Origin of the sequence: Intestinibacillus massiliensis (genome assembly GCF_900155735.1) — a bacterium.
GTDB classification, from domain to species: domain Bacteria; phylum Bacillota; class Clostridia; order Oscillospirales; family Butyricicoccaceae; genus Intestinibacillus; species Intestinibacillus massiliensis.
Genome location: NZ_LT707059.1, coordinates 539672 through 558706, shown reverse-complemented (window position 1 = coordinate 558706; position 19035 = coordinate 539672). Strand labels below are relative to the sequence as shown.

At 53.9% G+C, this 19035-nt stretch carries 19 protein-coding genes and 1 riboswitch; of the genes, 8 read left to right on the top strand and 11 right to left on the bottom strand.

Features of this window, described 5'->3' with window-relative positions:
- Positions 1–25: 25 nt before the first annotated feature.
- From CZ203_RS10560 to CZ203_RS10535, 6 genes are all read right to left on the bottom strand, one after another.
- Positions 26–2293: a sensor histidine kinase gene (locus CZ203_RS10560; protein ID WP_159456475.1), complete on the bottom strand. Its 2268-nt coding sequence runs from the start codon at positions 2291–2293 to the stop codon at positions 26–28.
- Positions 2256–2966 (bottom strand): response regulator transcription factor, encoded by a 711-nt coding sequence (locus CZ203_RS10555; RefSeq protein WP_087066061.1) that lies wholly within the window; start codon positions 2964–2966, stop codon positions 2256–2258. Before CZ203_RS10555 ends, CZ203_RS10560 begins: the two co-directional genes overlap by 38 nt.
- Before the next feature lie 389 nt (positions 2967–3355).
- The gene (locus tag CZ203_RS10550) at positions 3356–3562 is read right to left on the bottom strand and encodes a DUF6514 family protein (RefSeq protein ID WP_087066060.1); all 207 of its coding nucleotides are present in this window, start codon (positions 3560–3562) and stop codon (positions 3356–3358) included.
- 213 nt (positions 3563–3775) lie between these two features.
- On the bottom strand, positions 3776–4174 hold the full coding sequence (locus CZ203_RS10545; RefSeq protein WP_087066059.1) for a cell division protein SepF: 399 nt from the start codon (positions 4172–4174) through the stop codon (positions 3776–3778).
- A gap of 19 nt (positions 4175–4193) precedes the next feature.
- Positions 4194–5015: a 4Fe-4S binding protein gene (locus tag CZ203_RS10540; RefSeq protein WP_087066058.1), complete on the bottom strand. Its 822-nt coding sequence runs from the start codon at positions 5013–5015 to the stop codon at positions 4194–4196.
- A gap of 217 nt (positions 5016–5232) precedes the next feature.
- Positions 5233–6117, bottom strand: a complete 885-nt coding sequence (locus CZ203_RS10535) for a helix-turn-helix transcriptional regulator (protein ID WP_087066057.1) — start codon at positions 6115–6117, stop codon at positions 5233–5235.
- Positions 6118–6468: 351 nt separating this feature from the next.
- On the opposite strand from CZ203_RS10535, the gene iolG reads away from it, so the two are divergent.
- The 4 genes from iolG to CZ203_RS10515 are packed head-to-tail and all read left to right on the top strand — an operon-like array spanning position 6469 to position 10487.
- Positions 6469–7488, top strand: a complete 1020-nt coding sequence (iolG, locus tag CZ203_RS10530; RefSeq protein WP_087066056.1) for an inositol 2-dehydrogenase — start codon at positions 6469–6471, stop codon at positions 7486–7488.
- Between the two features lie 23 nt (positions 7489–7511).
- Positions 7512–8342, top strand: a complete 831-nt coding sequence (locus tag CZ203_RS10525) for a sugar phosphate isomerase/epimerase family protein (RefSeq protein ID WP_087066055.1) — start codon at positions 7512–7514, stop codon at positions 8340–8342.
- A gap of 56 nt (positions 8343–8398) precedes the next feature.
- On the top strand, positions 8399–9415 hold the full coding sequence (locus CZ203_RS10520) for a Gfo/Idh/MocA family oxidoreductase (RefSeq protein WP_087066054.1): 1017 nt from the start codon (positions 8399–8401) through the stop codon (positions 9413–9415).
- 25 nt (positions 9416–9440) lie between these two features.
- Positions 9441–10487, top strand: a complete 1047-nt coding sequence (locus tag CZ203_RS10515; RefSeq protein ID WP_087066053.1) for a substrate-binding domain-containing protein — start codon at positions 9441–9443, stop codon at positions 10485–10487.
- Between the two features lie 127 nt (positions 10488–10614).
- Here CZ203_RS10515 and CZ203_RS10510 read toward each other — a convergent pair whose 3' ends face one another.
- Positions 10615–11046 (bottom strand): CD1247 N-terminal domain-containing protein, encoded by a 432-nt coding sequence (locus CZ203_RS10510; protein ID WP_087066052.1) that lies wholly within the window; start codon positions 11044–11046, stop codon positions 10615–10617.
- Between the two features lie 59 nt (positions 11047–11105).
- Positions 11106–11669, bottom strand: a complete 564-nt coding sequence (gene efp / locus CZ203_RS10505) for an elongation factor P (RefSeq protein WP_087066051.1) — start codon at positions 11667–11669, stop codon at positions 11106–11108.
- Here efp and CZ203_RS14760 point away from each other — a divergent pair.
- Positions 11589–12200 (top strand): hypothetical protein, encoded by a 612-nt coding sequence (locus CZ203_RS14760; protein ID WP_200809482.1) that lies wholly within the window; start codon positions 11589–11591, stop codon positions 12198–12200. The genes efp and CZ203_RS14760 overlap by 81 nt on opposite strands.
- A 26-nt stretch (positions 12201–12226) precedes the next feature.
- On the opposite strand, the gene mtaB is transcribed toward CZ203_RS14760, so the two are convergent.
- Together mtaB and CZ203_RS10490 are read right to left on the bottom strand one after the other, a co-directional pair.
- Positions 12227–13510: a tRNA (N(6)-L-threonylcarbamoyladenosine(37)-C(2))-methylthiotransferase MtaB gene (gene mtaB / locus CZ203_RS10495; RefSeq protein ID WP_159456472.1), complete on the bottom strand. Its 1284-nt coding sequence runs from the start codon at positions 13508–13510 to the stop codon at positions 12227–12229.
- Positions 13511–13633: 123 nt separating this feature from the next.
- A complete protein-coding gene (locus tag CZ203_RS10490; protein WP_087066048.1) occupies positions 13634–13984 on the bottom strand; it encodes an Hpt domain-containing protein in 351 nt (116 codons plus the stop codon).
- A gap of 170 nt (positions 13985–14154) precedes the next feature.
- On the opposite strand from CZ203_RS10490, the gene CZ203_RS10485 reads away from it, so the two are divergent.
- Together CZ203_RS10485 and CZ203_RS10480 are read left to right on the top strand one after the other, a co-directional pair.
- On the top strand, positions 14155–14388 hold the full coding sequence (locus CZ203_RS10485) for an HPr family phosphocarrier protein (RefSeq protein WP_087066047.1): 234 nt from the start codon (positions 14155–14157) through the stop codon (positions 14386–14388).
- Positions 14389–14531: 143 nt separating this feature from the next.
- A riboswitch (glycine riboswitch) is annotated at positions 14532–14627 on the top strand.
- Between the two features lie 78 nt (positions 14628–14705).
- Positions 14706–16112 carry an alanine/glycine:cation symporter family protein gene (locus CZ203_RS10480; RefSeq protein ID WP_087066046.1) on the top strand — a complete coding sequence of 469 codons (1407 nt, stop codon included), beginning with the start codon at positions 14706–14708 and terminating at the stop codon, positions 16110–16112.
- 46 nt (positions 16113–16158) lie between these two features.
- Here CZ203_RS10480 and CZ203_RS10475 read toward each other — a convergent pair whose 3' ends face one another.
- Positions 16159–18294: an S-layer homology domain-containing protein gene (locus CZ203_RS10475; protein WP_159456471.1), complete on the bottom strand. Its 2136-nt coding sequence runs from the start codon at positions 18292–18294 to the stop codon at positions 16159–16161.
- Positions 18295–18485: 191 nt separating this feature from the next.
- On the opposite strand from CZ203_RS10475, the gene CZ203_RS10470 reads away from it, so the two are divergent.
- Positions 18486–18983 carry a hypothetical protein gene (locus CZ203_RS10470; protein WP_087066044.1) on the top strand — a complete coding sequence of 166 codons (498 nt, stop codon included), beginning with the start codon at positions 18486–18488 and terminating at the stop codon, positions 18981–18983.
- Positions 18984–19035 lie beyond the last annotated feature (52 nt).

Below are 19035 nucleotides of genomic sequence, written 5' to 3'. Positions count from 1 at the left end.
CCCAGGATCCTGCCCCTCCAGGCTGTTATTCGCTGAGCGGGAATTGCACCGTCACTACAAAGAGGTCCGCGATGGTCTCTACACGGAACTGCCCGCCGCAAGATTCTGTAAAATTGCTGGCGATCGACAGCCCCAGGCCGCTGCCGCCATCGGTACGGCTCTGATCGCCGCGCACAAAGCGTTCTGTAAAATCTACGCCGGGCGCGATTTCTGTTTTTGAAGTATTTTTCACACTGGCCACTGCGGTGCGGCCATCACGGTACAGCGTGACAAATACACGCGAGCCTTCCAGCGAATATTTCAGCGCGTTTTGCAGCAGGTTCTGGAACACCCGGTACAGGCGCTGCCCGTCCGCAACAATCATAACCGGCGCTTCAGGGATACTTTCCTTTACCGCAACCGGGCTGTCTGCGATCCGCTCCGACATATCCGCCAGCGTCTGCCGCAGGAGCTTACCCAAGTCAAGCGTTTCAAGGTTGACTGGCAGCTGCCCCGCCGCGGCCTTGCTCACTTCAAAGACATCCTGCACCATCGTCTTAAGCCGTTGCGATTTATCGTTCAGGATGCGGATGTAATCCCTGACATGCGCCGGCAAACCCTCTTCCTCGTTCAATAGCTCCACATAGCTGATAATGGAGGTGAGCGGCGTTTTAATATCGTGCGACACGTTGGTGATCAGTTCAACCTTCATGCGTTCACTCTTGGTCTGTTCCTCCAGCGCTTCCTGCATCCCCTTCTGGATATCATTCAGGCTTTGCGCCGCTTCCAAAAGGTCGGTATCAGCAGGTAGCTGCAACGGCTGCGTGAGGTTCCCATTCCGGATCGCAACGATTTGATCACAGAGCGCACCGATATCCGTTGCGGCAGCGCGGTTGTGCTTGGCGAAAACGAGCAGGGACCAGACGCCTACCCCGACGAGTACGAGCAATACCAGCGCAAGCAGCAATATAATCCATTCATCCCAATACGACTGGTACCAATACCAAAAAACCAGGCATGTGACACCTGCCAATACTGCCAGCCCTAGCTCTGAGAGCAGCAGGTTGCGGTAGCGCTGAACCATCCGCTTCTGGAACGGCAGCTTTAGCATGGAACGGTGCATGGAGACACATAAATCCCCCAGCAAATATTTACGGGAAGGCTTCGGGGTATACCGTAAATCGTTTGCCAGCAGGTATACGCACCAAAAAGCGATGAAAAGCCAAAACTGATTATAATATATTGGGCTGAGGATATCTGTAGCGATCTCAAAAAGCCCCATGCCCCATCCGTCAAAGGTATAATAAAGCGCCCGCAAAATCCCACTGCTAAGGGAAAAAACGAGTACCGCCGCCACAGTAACGAACCACTTGACGCCTTGCCAAATATGCGCCGTGCCGCGCGCAATCACGCGGTCGGCCTGCTGTTTATCACGATGCCAGTAAATATAAAGCGCAAAGAGCAGGATACCGATTGCAAGCTGTACACCGATATTCACATACCGCTCCCGGCGGTCTTTCAGCTCCTCAGAAAGCCAATATAGGCTGTTGTCTGACTGTTCCGCCCCACCCTGCGTATAATTTCCAACAATGTAACGCAAGGGTTTTTCGGCGGCAATGATTGTGACTTCCGTTTTGCCCGCTTCTTTCCCGACGGTAAAGTTGCGGTATCCCGGGACATACCAATCGCTCTCCGGACGGTAATAGCCGTCGCTATAAATGTCAATTTCCTTGCCGTCCTTTGCGGCTGTGACCTTTTCACCGTCAAAGTGCAGTAAAAAGTTATATCCCTCGGGCAATACGCCTTTTTCTGCATCCAACCGGATCCCTTCGGTGTTCGAAAACTTTATTATGCCTTCATACCGGATTTCATATAGGATATTCCTGTCCCTGCTGTAGACTTCCTGCATATGTGCAATCTGTTCCTTGTAATTTTGCCCATCTGTAGTCGTGGAAGCGGTATCGGATGCAGCAGTAGTGCTTGTATTTGTATGGTAGCCCCACCACTTCCAGGGCGTTTCATAGTCTTCGGCATAAACCATTGTCCCATACCCAGACTCATATGCATAAATGCCGTCGCCTACCGGCCCGCCGGTCGCCATTGTCAGGAAATCCTCCAGATAGCTTGACATACGCCAGCGGAATTCACTCGTATTCTGATAATCCCCCTGCATCACATCGCGCAGGCCGCTCCATCCGTTTCCGTTTATCAGCAGGCCGAACCCGCTGAGCACATTGGACAGGATCAGCGTGACGCCAAGGGCAAACGCGGCAAAACTAACGGCGGGTTTCCATTTTTTCAATCTTGTAACCAATTCCCCACACCACCTTTAAATATTCGGGTTCCTTCGGGTTGAGTTCAATTTTTTCACGAATGCGGCGGATATGTACCATGACGGTGTTTTCCGGGGCGTACACCTCGCCTTCCCAAACCCGGCGGTATATTTCTTCAGCTGGGAATATACGTCCGGGATTGCGCATGAGCAGGTCGATAATTTTCGTTTCCGTGGCGGTCAAGCGTACCGCTTCGCCGTCCACATATAACACGCGGTCGTCGGGGTTGTAACACAATCTCCCGTTTTGGATTTCATGGTTTTTCCCTTCCGCGTTCATATCGCCCAGGCTGGTGTAGCGCCTAAGCTGGCTCCGCACACGCGCCGCAAGCTCCTGGGGATGGAACGGTTTCGTCACATAGTCGTCTGCGCCCATGGACAGCCCGAGGATCTTGTCCGTATTTTCGCTTTTCGCACTTAATACGATAATCGGGAGATTGCGCCGCTCCCGGATTTTCATGACGGCAGACAAGCCGTCCAGGCGCGGCATCATCACATCAATGATAATCAGCTGTACCGACCGCTCTGCGGCAAGCTCCAACGCCTGCATCCCGTCATAGGCCTTCAGTACACGATACCCCTCCTTTTCCAGCGTGATTGCGATCGCCTGCACAATTTCCGCATCGTCATCGACGACCAAAACACATTCGTTCATTGTAACCCCTCCCCGTCAACCTGGATATATCATATTCCGAAACCCTTACAAAAAAATTGCTGTAAATCTTACAAGAATCTTGCAGTTCCCAGTATACCACAGTCGACGCGCCCCTGTCTTGCGCGATCTACATTAGGACGGCATGAAATAACTGGTGTATTATCTCAGGAGCAACGTGGGTTTCTGCAAAATAAAAAAGCCCGTCCCGATGTACCGCCACCGGGAGAGGCTTTTGAATGAAACGGCATACTCTGTATGCCCTTAAGGCGATGCGCTATAGGATGCAAGCCAGCGGCTGCGTGATAACGCTTTTGTACCAGAGCCTTAAACGATAAAAAGGACACGGCCCAATCGCGGGATGCGCGCCTAGAAAACGACGCCTACCCGTATCATAGATTGCCTTCACGGACAGGCGCGCCGAACCAATCTTCAATAATATCGAGCAGATGCGCGTCGGATACCTGGTTCCTGGTGCATTGCTCTGCCAATTGCTTCGCTTGCTCTTCTGAGACAGTAATGTCGGCTACCGTCAGATTCTCACTCTTAATTCCATAACGCTTTGTACCGTCAATGCAGTTACAAATTACGCTGAACATAAGATGCCACCTCCTAAATTTGAAATGCTACCTCATCATACCGTTCTATATGCATACTGTCATGCAAAATTTGTCGAAGTACCCTTTGCTGTAATAAAACTGTAACTTTAAACAAATTTACGCGCGCCCTTTTGTAAGTGGTACCCTTGAAGCGGTAAACACAAAAACCGCCCCCGGACTTCAAATGTCCGGGAGCGGTTATCGTATACCTGTTTACCCGTATAAAACCTCTATCCCCTGCGGGAGCAACAGGTAGGTGTCTATTGCGACATGCTCAACCCAACCGTCATATGCATATAGGCCGCCGCAGACAAAGTCCAGCAGACGGCGCGACAGCGCACGCGGCGTTCCTGCTAGTGAAAACAGGACGGCGCCCCCCTGTGCCAGCTGCTGGATCGCATAGCGCGCGTCATCCGCGCTTTCCAGCTTCATCAGGGAAATCTGCATGGATGGCGCAGGCGCCGCTGCGGGTTCCGCATAAACCTCGCGCCTACGGGCATGGCGGGATGGCTTTGCCGGGCGCGCGTCATATGTTTCATATGTGTCGTACGTATCATCCTCGTAGGGTTCATACCCTACAAAATCCCTTAATTTTTCAGCAAGGTTCATCATACATCGCTCCTATCCGGGCTTACAAGAACAGCTCAGGCTCCGCCCGTCTTGTCAGCCCCTCTTCCAGTTCGTGTTGATGGTACAAATACCCCTCATCCGCATAGTACTTCGCCTGCTGCGGGCATTTCTTGATGCATGCCCCACATTTAATGCAAATCCCGGTATATTGCCGCACGTCCCCCGGGTCAATCGACCCCATTGGGCATACCGCGGCGCACAGCTTACAGCCGTCGCACCGCTCATTGGTCAAGGGTTTCACCTTGCGGATATCCACCGGCGTGCCTTTGCGGTCGCGCGGCTGATAGTAACCCCGGTACGGGTACGGCGTCCCCTTTACATAAACCGGTTCCGGAATACCGCTTATTGCGCGGACCTTTTCCGCCACATCGCGCACAAACCGGTCCGCCACGGCAAAGTCCGCCCCATCCGGCCGGCCGGCCGCCAAGGTCTTGGAGAAGGAATGCTCGCCGATAAACGCCGCCGCGGCTACCGTATGTAAATTGCTTTTTTCCAGCAAATCGCGCAACTCGATCAAGGCGTCGTCATAATCACGGTTGCCATATACAACCACCGGTATGGCAAGCGCGCCGTTCCCAGCCGTCTGCACCAGATATTTCAACAAGACGTTTGGCACCCGGCCGGCATAGACCGGCGTACCAAAAACGATAAGCTGTCCTTCCGCGAACTCCAAGGGGGTAGTGCGCGCCTGCGGCAATGTGAAGTCCACTTCCTGATAAGAGAGCTGTAACGCCCCCGCCAGCCCCCCGGCAATCTGTTTTACAATTTTTTTTGTGGTGTCTGTTGCGCTAAAATATACGGCGCAAACTGTCCGAAGCTGCATAACCATAACGCCTCTTTTTCCCCTAATTGCCAGCCAAATTGATACCCTGCAATCTATAATTATTGTTATAATATCACATTTTAAGAAATATATCTACCTTTTTGTCAATAGAACCTCAAATTTTACAGGTTAGTACGGCGATCCCCATGCTATCGGCGATAAAAATATATAACTTCCTAATTTTGGATGGTTCACGCTACAAGACATCCGCGCCCTTCTATTCCCAGATATATTCATCAATCAGCGAACGCCGGTATTGACCAGGGGAGGTGCCGACATATTTGGTAAACATTGCGTTAAAATGGCAGTGGTTATTATATCCAATGGTCTCGGCGACCTCCGCTACCGGAAGCAAGGTCTTTTGCAGGAGGCTCTGCGCCTCCCCCATACGGCGGTGCATGACATATTGTAAAGGCGCGTACCCGGTTTCCCGTTTGAAGACATGCGAAATATAGTATGGGTTCATATGGAGCGCCTGTCCAAGCGACTGCAGGGAGATGTTCTCATTATAATGCTCGTCTAAATAGGCCTTGATATGGCTGACCAGCGCGTCCGTGGTCTTCGCTTGGCGCGGCGTACGCTCCTGATTGCGCTGCCGGATCAACTGGTGCAGCAAAAGGAGAACGGATATAGACATGCTGGTGCAGGTGCCAAGCATATGCTCCTTATCCTGCGCAAGCAAATATATAAGTTCCATCATTTGCCCGATTTTCCCGGAAAGGGAGCCGCAATGTACAATTGGGTCGTCACCCGGGAGTGTAAGCTGGTTCGGGGCAAGGCCGTGCAGATGCACGTCAGTCATCGCACAGCAATAGGACAAAAGCTGCCTGCTTGAAAAAGGGTCTTCGCCATGCAGGATCCCCGCATTGCAGATTACGAAATCCCCCGCCTGGATCTCGTATTGTTGCCCGTCAACAATATATTGGCCCGCCCCGGTATGTGCATAAAACATCTCGAGTTGATTTTTGTGCATGTGTAACATACGGGGGTAACGCTGGCTGTGCGACATGTCAATTTGGTATGTTGCGTCCAATCGGGGGAGGATTCCTGTAGAAAACGGCTCATAAAGTAAATGTTTTGTCGTATTGCCCTGCCCGGCCATTTTGACACCTCCAACGATAAAAAGCAATATCCCTAAATAAAATTACAGTAATTAGAAAATAAGTCCATATATATTAAAATAATGGACAAAAAATCGCTAACGCATGTGATAGATCTTGCCCTATAATTATTACAACGCTTAGGCAAAACCGATAAAATAAATATTTGTTACAAATATATCAATATTTTATCAGATGTTTTGCGCAAAAACTACAATTTATACTATCGTTGATTATATCACAGGTTCACGAAAACAGTATAGGTATCTTGTTTATTTTTAATAAAAATTGTTTCATCAAAAAATTATCTTAAAATCTATCTTAATTAAACAATGAATTTTGGAGGTTCATCCATGGAAACGAAAGTACGTATCGGTTTGATCGGGGCTGGCCGTATCGGTAAGCTGCACGGTGAAAATTTAGCGCATGCCGTACCGTCCGTCGACCTCGTCGCAGTCGCCGACCCGTTTATGAACGATGCCACACGCGCATGGGCTGAGGGCATGGGCATCCAGTCTTGCTACGAAGACCCAGAAAAGGTTTTTTCCGATCCCTTGATCGACGCGGTTTTTATCTGCTCCTCTACCAACACCCACGCGGAATTCATTATGCGCGCCGCGAAGGCCGGCAAGCACATCTTCTGTGAAAAGCCGATTGATACGAACCTCGATAAGATCCGCGAAGCACTGGCTGCGGTGGAACAGGCCGGCGTAAAATTGCAAGTCGGTTTCGTGCGGCGTTTTGACCACAACCATAAGATGGTGCACGACACGGTTGCCTCTGGCCGCCTGGGCAAGCCGCATATTGTAAAGGTCACCTCCCGTGATCCCGACCACCAGCCGATGGATTACATTAAGGTTTCCGGCGGCATCTTTATGGACATGACCATCCACGATTTTGACATGGTGCGTTACCTGGCTGGCAGCGAAGTGACGGAGGTCACAGCGTACGGCGCGGCGCTCTCCGGCGCGGGCTACGACCAGTATGGCGATGTCGATACCGCGATTATCATGATGAAGTTTGAGAACGGCGCGCTCGGCGTGATCGACAATAGCCGTGCCGCGCATTATGGCTACGACCAGCGTACCGAAGTACACTGCGACAAGGGCTGCGTTCAGGTTGCAAACGACCTGAACGACCAGGCGATGATCTCCACCGGCGACGGCGTTGAAATCGCCAAGCCGACCTGGTTCTTCCTCGAGCGCTATAACAACGCCTTTATCGCGGAAGCCGTCGCTTTTGCCGACGCGATCCTCAAAAACACCGATACGCCTGTTGGCGGCAAGGATGGCCTGATGCCGGTCATGATCGCAATGGCTGCTGACACATCCCTGCGTGAAGGCCGCCCTGTAAAGCTCAGCGAAATTGTCTGATATACGCAAAGGAGACTGCCAAAATGCTTAAATTAGGCTTTAACGAAGCGACATGTATGAAAAAATCCAATGTGGAAACCGATTTACGCCTGTGTGAAAAATACGGATACGATTACATAGAGCTGCGGCTGGATATGCTCAAGGATTATTTCGCCTCCCATTCCATCCAGGAACTGCAAAGCTTCTTTGCCGGTAGCCATATCAAGCCTTTCGCTTTCAATTCCATCGAAAATATTAACTTTAACACGCCGTCCGACTGGGAAAAACTGCTTGACCTCTTCAAGTTCGGCTGTGAAACAGCCCAGGCAATCGGCAACCCCTATATGATCGTCGTCCCGACCGTACGTGACGATATGGTGACCAAGAATGAAAAGGAAGTGCTCGAGGATTCGGTCAAGGTTTTAAACGAACTAGCCGACGTCGCAAAGCCTTATGGCGTAAAGCTTTCCTTTGAGCCGATTGGCAACCGCCGTTGGTGCTGCAACAGCATGCGCCAGGCCATGGAGATCATCCAGGCGGTCGGCCGCGACGACGTGGGATTGACTGTCGACTGTATCAACTTCTATTTACATGACAAGGGCGCGGATATTGGGTACCTCCGCAAAATCCCGAAGGAAAAGCTGTTTGTCTTCCACATTAACGACTGCGAAGACCTGCCGCTGGGTATCCTCGACCATTGCCACCGCGTCTTCCCTGGCGACGGCGTGATCCCCGTACAGGAAGTATGCGACGCTGTACAGGCCGTCGGTTACGACGAAATCGCATCGCTTGAGCTGTTCCGGCCGGAATATTGGGAAATGGAACCGGAAGACGTCATCCGCATCGGCGCGGAAAAGTGCCATCAATTCTTTTAATGATCGTTATAATTTGGGCGATAAATGAAGAAGGAAATTAAAGGAGGATCAGAACCATGAAGAAGCTCAAAATCGGCATTATCGGCGTTGGCCGGCTGGGTTACGAGCACGCTTGCAACATTGCGTCCCGTGTCCCTGCCGCCGAGCTCGTCGCGATCTGCGACGGCAACCTCGACCGTGCGAAGGAAGTTGCTGCAGAGCTAGGGGTTCCCGCTGTCTACAGCGACCCGAAGGAGATGTGCGCAAACCCGGAAGTCGAGGCTGTTGCAATCATCACGAACACCGCTTCCCATGTGGATATGATCCGCATCGCAATGGATGCGGGCAAGCACGTATTCTGCGAGAAGCCGCTGGCTGAGAACGTAGAGAAGTGCCTCGAGGCCGAGAAGATCATCGCCGCGCACCCGGACCTGACCTTTATGCTGGGCTTCATGCGCCGCTATGACTATTCCTACCGCCTGGCGAAGAAGAAGATCGAGAACGGCGACATTGGCAAGGTCATCCTCGTCCGCTGCTATTCGCAGGACCCGATCTCCATCATCCAGGGCACCCTGGAGTATGCGCCCCGTTCCGGCGGCCAGTTCATCGATATGTCCATCCATGACATCGACCTGCTGCGCTGGTTGACCGAGTCCGAGCCGAAGAACCTGTGGGCGATCGGCGGCTGCTTCGAGTTCAAGCAGTACAAGGACTGGGACGACGGCGACAACGTCGCCTGCATGCTGCAGTTTAAGAACGACGCGATGGCGTTTTTCTTTGCCGGCCGCGCCGCTGCGCACGGCTCGCATGTTGAGACCGAGATCGTCGGTACCCGCGGCACCCTGCGCATCGCGGCAGTCCCGACCGATTCCATGCTGGAAGTCATGAGCGAGCACGGCGTATGCCGCGAGTGCTACCAGGACTTCGTCAGCCGCTGGCACGATGCGTACATCACCGAACTGGAAGAGTTCTGCGACTGCGTACAGACCGGCCGCCCGGCTTCCCCGGACGTCGTAGACGGCACCAACAGCACCAGAATCGCATTCCGTTGCAAGGAGTCATTCCTGAAGAACGAAATGCTGCCGATGGATTAATTAAAGACTGTAAGGAGAGAGTAGTATGAAAAAGAAATTAATTGCAATGGGTTTGGCAGGTATGATGTTACTGGGTTCGCTCGCTGGCTGCGGTGGCGGCGGCGACACACCCCCTGCTGATACCAAAACACCGGACGCCGGTTCGAGCGCGGATTCTAACCCGGCAGCGGATAAGGGCAATAGCGGCGATAAGCTGAAAGTCGCGATTTCCATGGCATGCCGCGACCAGTTCCTCTCCACGCTGGAAACCGCAACCGTCGAAGCTGCCAAGGAAGCTGGCAATGTTGACCTGACAACGTTTGATGCAAACAATGATATTTCCGCACAGCTCGGCCACGTACAGACCTGCGCTGCCGGTGGCTACGACGCTGTGATTGTAAACCTCGTCAATACCGACAGCGCGCCTGAAATCGTCGACCTGGCCGGCGATATGAAGGTCGTGTTTGTAAACCGCCTCCCCTCCGATGAATCGGTCCTAAAAGACAATGTTATGTACTGCGGTTCCCGTGAAAGCGACGCTGGTACGATGCAGGGCGAATACCTTGCCAAGTATTTTAAGGATCAGGGCAAGACCGAAGCAAACGGCATCATGATCATGGGCACGCTGGGCCTGTCCCATACGGTCGCACGTACCGATTATGCCAAGAAGGCGCTGGAAGACGGCGGCATCAAAGTCAACTGGGTATTCGAGGATACCGCGGACTTTGACCGTGCAAAGGCAATGGATAAGATGACCCAGGTACTCGGCGATGCCAACAAGAAATTTGATTTCATCGTATGTAACGCAGACGATATGGCGCTTGGCTGCATCGAAGCCATTAAGGCAGCCAGCGGCGAAGTAACCGTCCCGATCGTCGGCATCGACGGCGGCGCGACCGGCTGTAAGGCAATCCAGGACGGCGACATGGCGTTTACCGTATTCCAGAACCCTGTCGGCCAGGGCGAAGGCGCGATCACCTGCATCGAAGCGATGTGCAAAGGCGAGCCTGTTGACGGCGCGGACGGCAACATCCTTTGGATCCCCTTTGAGCCGATCACCAAGGATAATGTCAGCGATTACTATAGCGGCTAATCTAATCTTACTTCTTCTCATCTTTCTTCAGCGAAGGTGCGCGGTGCAAGCCGCGCACCTTCGCTTTCCTTCCCTGCTAAAATAAAAAGAAGCCTGCGGCGTTGCCGCAGGCTTCTTTTTTACTATTTTATTCTTCTTCCTTGTCTTCAGCAGCCTCGTCCTCTTCCAGTCCGGAAAGGTCGAATTCCAATTCTTCGCCGCAAGCCGGGCATTGGATACTGCCTTCCGCCAAAGTGCCTTCGTCAATAAAAATGCTTTCTTCGCAGGTCGGGCAAATGACCTGGTAGAGGTCTTCGTCCGGGTCGAAATCCAATTCCTCCGAGTCCAAATCCTCGTCTTCGTCGATCAGTTCGTCCTCCAGGGCGGACAATTCCTCATACACCTCGTCAAGCTCGTCCAATAAATCGGCATTACGCTGTTCAAGGTCGGTAACGGATTCCGCAAGGGCTTCCATCGCTTCCAGCATTCCCTTTAAGAGCTTGCCTTCCTTTTCTTCAGTGCTAATCCCAAGGCCCTCGAAAAGCCCCTTCAAATAGGCCACACGTTCGGTAACTGTCATTTCAGTACCCTCCTCATAAAAAGTGAAGACATCGTCTTAAATATTAATCCCCGGCGGCTTTAGCCCTTCGCGCGCTCCAGGTATTCACCGGTACGGGTATCAATCTTGATCTTGTCGCCCTGCTCAATAAACAGCGGTACCTGTACGGTTGCGCCAGTCTCAACGACCGCAGGCTTCAGGGTGTTCGTCGCGGTATTACCCTTGAAGCCCGGATCAGTTTCCGTGATCTCCAGCTCGACAAACAGCGGGGGTTCTACCGCAAAAACGCTGCCCTTATAGGACAGGACCTTTACCGTCATATTCTCGGTGACAAAGCGGAAGTCGTCACCCAGCGTAGACTTGTTGATCGGCAGCTGCTCATAGGTTTCCGTATCCATAAAATAAAACAGGTCGCCGTCAGCATAGAGGTACTGCATTTCGCGGCGGTCGACATAAGCCGGCTCGTACTTATCGGTCGGGTTGAAGCTACGCTCGGTCACCGCGCCGGTAATTACGTTTTTCATCTTGACACGGACGAAAGCCGCGCCCTTGCCGGGCTTTACGTGCTGGAACTCGACAACCTGCAGAACCTGGCCGTCCATTTCAAAGGTTACACCGTTTCTGAACTCACCTGCGGATATCATATAAAATCCTCCAAAAAAATAAAGAATATTGAAAATACTGAGCACTTCACATCAATGCCTATTTATTTTACACTATTTCGCGGCCTTTGGCAAGTAGTTTTATCCATTGCTTTGTATTTGCGCCATTTTCATATAGATAGCGTCCCACATGCCCCGATTCTTTATGCGGCATCCACACAACGGGACGGCGGCGGGAGGCCATCCCCCCGCCGCCGTTCTCATGCGCTCAAATTGGGCGTATGTCTGAAGTTTGCCGCCGGATTATCTGCAGCAGCCGCCGCAGCCGTTGTTATTATTGTTGTTGCAACGGCAGTCGTCGCAGCAGCAATCGCAGCAGCGGTCGCGGCAGGTGTAATCGGGCATCGTTGCACCGCAGCCGCCAAAGAAGCCATTGCCATTACCGCAGCAGCACCAGATCAGGATGATTGCGATGATAATCCACCAGCAGTTGTCGCCCCAAGAATTTCCAGAACACATAAGATAAATCCTCCTATCAGTGATTTCAATTTATCCTATGGCTCATTGGCTTGACCTGTTCCCACATCCTGCAAAGTTTTTTAAATTTCTTTTCCGTACAACCTTTCTCCGCTTTGTCCAACAATTATTACACGCGCCATCCGGTTTTTCCCGCCCGACGGCGTTTCCACCTCTACTGTAAAATGGTACTGCGCATGCCCCGCCCATACGCCGTCGCGCACCGGATGTTCCAGCAGGACGTCCAGTTCCTGCCCCATGAACCCGCTCAGGAATGCGTGCCGCATTTCTTTGGCGAGGCCTTTCATCTGTGCCGCGCGCCGCTCCTTTTCCTGCGCCGGCACCTGCCCGTCCATCCCCGCGGCGGGCGTGCCCTCGCGGGGGGAATATGGGAAGACATGCATATCCGCAAACCTGCACTCCCGCACGAACACCGCCGTTTGGTCAAATTCCTCCTGCGATTCTCCGGGGAACCCTATGATCAGGTCGGTCGTAATAGAGCAGCCGGGGAAATAGCGCCGCAGCCTGTCAACCGCGGCCAGATACTGCGCGGCCGTATATTTCCGGTTCATCCGCGCGAGCACGGTATCGCATCCGCTCTGCAGGGACAGGTGGAAATGGTACGCCAGGTTGGGGCGCCGGGACAGCTCCCTGCAAAATGCCTCGTCCGCGGCCCGCGGCTCAAGGGATGACAGACGGATACGCACCTCCGGCGCGTGCTTGCAAACGGCAGAAATGAGATCCGCGATTCCGGGGTGCCCGGGCAAGTCCCTCCCGTACGCCGCGATCTCGATCCCGGTCAGCACGATCTCATGCACGCCCTGCCGCTTTAACCCGTCTACCTGCTGCAACACCGTGTCAAACGACATGGAGCGGACATGGCCGCGTGCGTACGGGATGATGCAGTAAGAACAGTAGTTGTCGCACCCGTCCTGCACTTTCAGGAGCGCCCTTGTCCGGCCAGCCGGCACACCGGCCGGCAGCACCTCAAACGCCCGCCCGGGCGCTTCAGGCGCTTTGGAATCCGGCCTCCCCTGCGCTGCTTCCACGCACCGCACAATGATAGACGACCGGTCCCCTGTCCCGCAAATCAAGTCGACCTCCGGCTGCGCCGCCACTTTGTCCGGATTGGTCTGCGCAAAGCACCCACAGGCCGCTATGACCGCATGCGGGTTCTCCTTACGGATTTTATGGAATGCCCGGATATTTTTATGGTCGCTTACGGACGTAACCGTACAGGTATTGATAATAAAGATGTCTGCGTCCCGCGAAACCACTTCATGCCCCTGCATGCGCGCCAACTGCTCCAGCGCCTGTGTTTCAAACCGGTTTACCTTGCAGCCCAGTGTGTAGAATCCAAATTTCAAGCCCTTTCCTCCCGCTGTCCCCAGCCAAAAAAGCCCGCGCAAACTTGGTTTGCACGGGCCTGTTTTGCTGGAACCTTGTAATTGTTAATTGCCCGGATGCCGCCTTCCCCGGCGGCATGCCCGTTACGCAAGCGCGCCAATCCAGCCAATCAGCTCGAGATACGCGCCCTTTACCGTCTCGAACCGTGAATCGGCACTGCTATAGTCCCCTTCCCGTACTGCGAGCACGAGCGCCGCGCTACAGTCGCTAAGCGCCTGAAATCCCAAATTTGCCGCAGTGCCTTTCATGGTATGCGCCGCGCGCTCAACCAACGGGTAATCTTTCCGCGCTACGCCCTCCGCCATTTCTTGAAAACTTGGGTCCTGCGGGAATTTCAGCGCAAACCGGTGCATGATTGCTTCGTTTCCTGCAAAGCGGCGCAAGGTCTGTTCGTAGTCCCCGCCCGCCCGCGTGATAAGCTCGTTTAAATCCATGATGATGCATCCCTTCCAGCCGGCCGCCGCCTGCCGCCGGCGTCCTATTATATTAATGTACGGCTTTGCGCCGCGTCCAATGCGTCAAGGCAAATAATGATTGAATTCATCCATGTTTTAAATTATAATGGAAACAGGCAAAAGATACAATACTGGAGAGGTGGAATATTATGACAAGCCGTACCATCCATCTGGCAGGCGTTGAAGATATCAAGGAGCTGTGTAATGCAGCGGTAGAGATGCCGTTTGATATTGACATCCTGTCAGGCAACTATATTATCGACGCAAAATCCATTATGGGTATATTTTCGCTGGATTTGAACCAGCCGATGACCGTCCGTATTGATGCTGACGACGCAAAAGCGCAGCTGTTCTTGCAAAAAATTGCTGGGCTCTGCAAATAAATAATTGTGCTGTAAGGGGGAGTATCCATGCTCTCCCCTTTTTTGCGGTAATTTGACCATTTGTGAAGAAATATAGCGTCTTTTTGTAAATTTTTCTTGAACTTATGCGGGCTGTATGCTATCATGATTATCAGCGGTTTATACGCCGCGACTCTGGAGAGTCTTCTTTTAAGGAAGCGCCGAAGGTGTACGGTGGGCTTGCCCGCCAATCTCTCAGGCAAAAGGACAGAGCGTATTGCGTGATGTCTTTTTCTCTTCAAGGTCGGGTCCGGGTAACGGAGCCGGCTTTTTTATTTAAAAAAGAGGGGAAGAAAGAAATGTTTGCACAAATCAACAGTGTACTCAATTGGATCGACGGCGCCTTGTGGGGCGCGCCGCTCATCATCCTGATCCTATGCGGCGGTATCCTGCTGACAGTCCGGTTGCGCGGCCTTCAGCTCCGCCACCTCGGCAAGGCGCTGAAGTACATGGTCAAAAACGAGGAGGGCGGCCATGGCGAAGTAACCAGCTTTGGTGCGCTCTGTACCGCCCTATCCGCTACGATAGGCACCGGTAATATCGTCGGCGTCGCCACAGCGGTCTGCGCAGGCGGTCCCGGCGCGCTGTTCTGGATGTGGATCGCCGCCCTGTTCGGCATGGCGACCAAATATTCCGAAGGCGTGCTTGCGGTCAAATACCGCACGATCGACGAAAACGGCCACGCCCTCGGCGGCCCGTTCTATTACATTGAACGCGGCATGGGCAAGGGCTGGAAATGGCTCGCCAAGATGTTTGCCTTTTTCGGCATGTGCGTCGGCCTGTTCGGCATCGGTACCTTTACCCAGGTCAACGGCATTGCTTCCGCCGTACAGAATTTCTTTGACCCGAACCAGCAGTGGACGGTGACCCTGTTCGGCATGACCTACTCCTGGACGGTCGTAATCGCCAGCCTGATCCTGACGGTCTGCGTGGCGCTAGTCGTCATCGGCGGCATTAAGCGCATCGCGAATGTGTCGCAGGTCATCGTACCGTTTATGGCGATCATTTACGTCGTGTTCTGCGTACTGCTGCTGCTGTTTAACGTTACAGAAATCCCGCATGCAATCATGACGATCGTCAAGGGCGCGTTCAACCCCGCCGCCGTTACAGGCGGTATCGTCGGCAGCCTGATGATCGCCATGCAGATGGGTATTGCGCGCGGTATTTTCTCCAACGAGGCCGGCCTCGGCTCCGCCCCGATTGCAGCGGCCGCCGCACAGACCAAGGAACCGGTACGCCAGGGCCTGGTCTCCATGACCGGTACCTTCATCGATACGATTATCATCTGTACCATGACCGGCCTTGCCATCGTCCTTACCGGCGCCTGGCAGGTAGAAGGCCTGGAAGGCGTGCAGGTCACGACCTTCGCGTTCCAGAACGGCCTTCCCTTCGGCGCGACCGTATCCTCCTTTATCCTGATGATCTGCCTGGTGTTCTTCGCATTTACCACGATCCTGGGCTGGGACTATTACGGTGAACGCTGCCTGGAGTACTTCTCCGGCGGCAGCCGCGGCAGCGTGCTTGCCTACCGTTGGCTGTACATCCTGGCGGTCTTTATCGGGCCTTACATGACGGTATCCGCCGTTTGGACCATCGCCGATATCTTCAACGGCCTGATGGCCTTCCCGAATATGATCGCACTGATCGTACTCAGCGGCGTGGTTGTCAAGGAAACCCGCAGCTATTTTGACCGGCACAAGCTTTAAATGAAAAAGGGCGCGCATTCATAATGAATGCGCGCCCTTTTTATTCTTATCTGCTCATATAGTTATAAAGTACGATGATAGCCTGTTCGCGTGTCGCCGCGTCGCCGGGCTGGAAACGCCCCTTTTCGTCGCCGCGTACCAGGCCCATGCCCTGGGCAATTGCCACATAGCCGAGATCCGCCGCCGGGATCGCAGCCTCATCCGTAAATGTCGTGCGGTATATCCCGGGAAGCTCTGCCGCCTTGCCATAGCCTGCGGCAGAAATAAGCATCTTTACCAACCCCGTGCGGGTGACAGCCGCTTCCGGCGCGCGTTCCGTCCGCGTCAGCAGCCCGCGGCTGTACGCGGCCTCATAAAGCTGGTCAAGCCCTTTTTCAGCCTCCGGGTCATAGGAATAACCGTCTGTGCTGAGCAGCAGCGCAAGCAGGTCGGCCTGTGTCAACTGTTTCTGCGGCTGTAGGGCGCCGCCGGTAAAGCCGATGCCGTAGCTTGCAAGCGTCGCCGCTTGCGGATATTTTGCCAGATCGACATCGCCATATTGCAGCCCCTCTGCTTTGGCGGTTTTGATAAACAGCGCTTCGCCCGTCTTGGCGTCTACGCCATAGCAACGCCCGTCCTGCTCCGCCTGATACCCCAGCCGCCACTCATATAGGTAGGTGTACCCGGCTTTTGCATATTGCGGATAGATATTCGGGTCAATTTTGACAGGTACCGCGATATAGCCTAGCGTGACTGTGAACGAGCCAAAGTATGCGTCCATCGCCTGGTCGGCGCCGATCAGGTTTTGCGCATCGTCAAACGTAACCCCCTCCGTCCAGGAGCTAGTAAAGCGATCAACCGTGCCGTTTTCCCGGTTGATCCCAACGGTATACTGGTTTTCCGGGAACGGGTAACCGTTTTCCTGCTGTGCATAGACCAGGCTTACCGCGCGGTTATCCCCTTCGTCGGATTTGTACAGGCCGGTCTTTGCAAAACGCGCGCTTTCGTATTTGGCCAGGAACGCCTCCGCCTGCGTCTGCGCGGCTTCGCCGGTGTATCTCCCGGCAGGCTGCTCCGGCGCCTCCCCATAGGTGTAGAGCGACTGCAGCGCGCCGGTCTTTGCATCAACGGAAGCATACTTATGCGCCTGCGCTTCGCCGCTCCCCTTTGTGTAGCTCAGATAGCAGGATACGTCTTTGCTTTCACGGTTGACCCGGTAGCTGGCGTTCATAATCTGGAAACCGGAAAGCCCCAGCTCGCCCATCGCGCGCAGCTTCTGGTCAAGCGCCTCTTTGCTGAGCACGTCCCGCAGCAGGTCCGCGCCCTGTTGCTCCGCCTCGCTAAGCCCTTGTTCCTTTGCCGCGCCGGACATTGTACCGCCGTCCCCGGCGGATGCATCCGCGGTAGCGCCGTTGCGGGCAAGCTGTTCCATGAGCGCTGTCAAATTAACCAGCTTGCCGCTCTGCGCGTCGACGATAAAGTTGTCCACATCTTCCGGCACATAACGCAGCACCGCCTTGTCCAAAGGCTTACCGTCCCCTGTTTGCGTCGTATAGACAAGCTGGAGCTTACGGGTGCCGCGCAGTAACGCAGCAGCATCCGCCTGCCGGACGGACGGCGTTTTAGATGGGATTGCCCCGACCCGCTTATCCGCGTTGCGGTTATACCGGTAGACCTCCAGGTTAGAGGTGCGCACGCTCATGCTGATGGATACCGGCGTCGGAAGGCCGTTATAATGGAGCGTGCCATATAAATAAAAGCTGTCCGTATTCAGTGGACGGGCGCTATCCGTGTTTTCCTCAAACACCACGGTCTCGCCGGATTTCAGCACCCGCTTTGCAAACGCCTGCGCGGCGGCCTGTGCCTGTTCCCGCGTGATCTTGGGAAGCTGCGGCGGGAAATCATCCCCATACCGCGCAATGCCGTCCGTATTTCGGCTATACCAGCGGATTACGCCGTCCTGCGACGCCTCGACCCCAATCCGTTCGCCGGGCGCTTCCCACTGCAGGTTCCAGTAGGGTTCCAGCCCATCGTCGTCAAGCTGCCCATAAAAATCCGTATACTGGTCTCCAATATCCAGCTGCGCCTTAACCGAACGCGTCACCGCTTCAAGCTGCGCATTTTGCGTCGTGTCCGGTTCCGCCGCGGCTGCCGCCCCCGTTACAAGGCAAGCCGCCAGCATACTTGCGATTAACCGTTTCATAAAGATTCCCTCCATTCCCTATGTGCGCCCTTTGTTTCCACGTATTTACTTTTTTAGACGAAGCCTCCGGCGTTTTGTTCCTTGTTTTTATTTTAACTCAAAAATTTTAACATTTCATTGATAATCTTGCGGATTCCATATGCTATACTAATACTCAAATAATAGTCTAAGTCCGTGGAGGCGGTTGCCATATGAAACAAGTATTTTATATTTTACTGGCTGGGATGCTGGCGTTCCCGCTGTCCGGCTGTAGCTCGTCCGCTGCGGCCAGCGATATGGAGAGCACGACGCCCCCGCAGGCGGTCAACGACGGCGCATCCGCGCCGCAGGAGGATCCCGTGAGCACACGCATCGCGGAAGCTTACCGCGTCTCGATTGAATCCGAGGAACAGCAGCTTTATCAGCTTTCCGAGCGTATCGACACGCTTCCCGTCCAGCCCCGTCCCGCGACCGAGTCGCTAAAAAAGGATTACCGCGCCTATCTTGATTCCCTGCAGGGCATCCACGACCAGCTTTCGGCCTTTGACACGCAGGCGGGGGACGACCTGTCCGCGGGGAACCTCGTACAGGAGGATTATGAGGCAATTGTCTTCCAGCTTGACCAGCTGACCGGCCGCGTGCAGGGGCTGCGGGACACGCTGTGCGTCGTTTATGGATTGTCCGAAGAAAACGTGGAACCCGCCGCTTGATACACATCGCTTTTAAAGCGCTTCTTAAAAAAGAGGCGCTTTTTTCATGTAT

What these genes read in the sequence shown, in the direction of transcription:
- CZ203_RS10545 (WP_087066059.1), bottom strand. Translation starts at nt 4,174, where the DNA reads ATGATGAACCTTGCTGAAAAATTAAGGGATTTTGTAGGGTATGAACCC.
- CZ203_RS10525 (WP_087066055.1), top strand. Translation starts at nt 7,512, where the DNA reads ATGCTTAAATTAGGCTTTAACGAAGCGACATGTATGAAAAAATCCAAT.
- CZ203_RS10470 (WP_087066044.1), top strand. Translation starts at nt 18,486, where the DNA reads ATGAAACAAGTATTTTATATTTTACTGGCTGGGATGCTGGCGTTCCCG.
- CZ203_RS10535 (WP_087066057.1), bottom strand. Translation starts at nt 6,117, where the DNA reads ATGGCCGGGCAGGGCAATACGACAAAACATTTACTTTATGAGCCGTTT.
- CZ203_RS10520 (WP_087066054.1), top strand. Translation starts at nt 8,399, where the DNA reads ATGAAGAAGCTCAAAATCGGCATTATCGGCGTTGGCCGGCTGGGTTAC.
- CZ203_RS10490 (WP_087066048.1), bottom strand. Translation starts at nt 13,984, where the DNA reads ATGGATTTAAACGAGCTTATCACGCGGGCGGGCGGGGACTACGAACAG.
- efp (WP_087066051.1), bottom strand. Translation starts at nt 11,669, where the DNA reads ATGATATCCGCAGGTGAGTTCAGAAACGGTGTAACCTTTGAAATGGAC.
- CZ203_RS10515 (WP_087066053.1), top strand. Translation starts at nt 9,441, where the DNA reads ATGAAAAAGAAATTAATTGCAATGGGTTTGGCAGGTATGATGTTACTG.
- CZ203_RS10480 (WP_087066046.1), top strand. Translation starts at nt 14,706, where the DNA reads ATGTTTGCACAAATCAACAGTGTACTCAATTGGATCGACGGCGCCTTG.
- CZ203_RS10485 (WP_087066047.1), top strand. Translation starts at nt 14,155, where the DNA reads ATGACAAGCCGTACCATCCATCTGGCAGGCGTTGAAGATATCAAGGAG.
- CZ203_RS10475 (WP_159456471.1), bottom strand. Translation starts at nt 18,294, where the DNA reads ATGAAACGGTTAATCGCAAGTATGCTGGCGGCTTGCCTTGTAACGGGG.
- CZ203_RS10540 (WP_087066058.1), bottom strand. Translation starts at nt 5,015, where the DNA reads ATGCAGCTTCGGACAGTTTGCGCCGTATATTTTAGCGCAACAGACACC.
- CZ203_RS10555 (WP_087066061.1), bottom strand. Translation starts at nt 2,966, where the DNA reads ATGAACGAATGTGTTTTGGTCGTCGATGACGATGCGGAAATTGTGCAG.
- iolG (WP_087066056.1), top strand. Translation starts at nt 6,469, where the DNA reads ATGGAAACGAAAGTACGTATCGGTTTGATCGGGGCTGGCCGTATCGGT.
- CZ203_RS10510 (WP_087066052.1), bottom strand. Translation starts at nt 11,046, where the DNA reads ATGACAGTTACCGAACGTGTGGCCTATTTGAAGGGGCTTTTCGAGGGC.
- CZ203_RS10550 (WP_087066060.1), bottom strand. Translation starts at nt 3,562, where the DNA reads ATGTTCAGCGTAATTTGTAACTGCATTGACGGTACAAAGCGTTATGGA.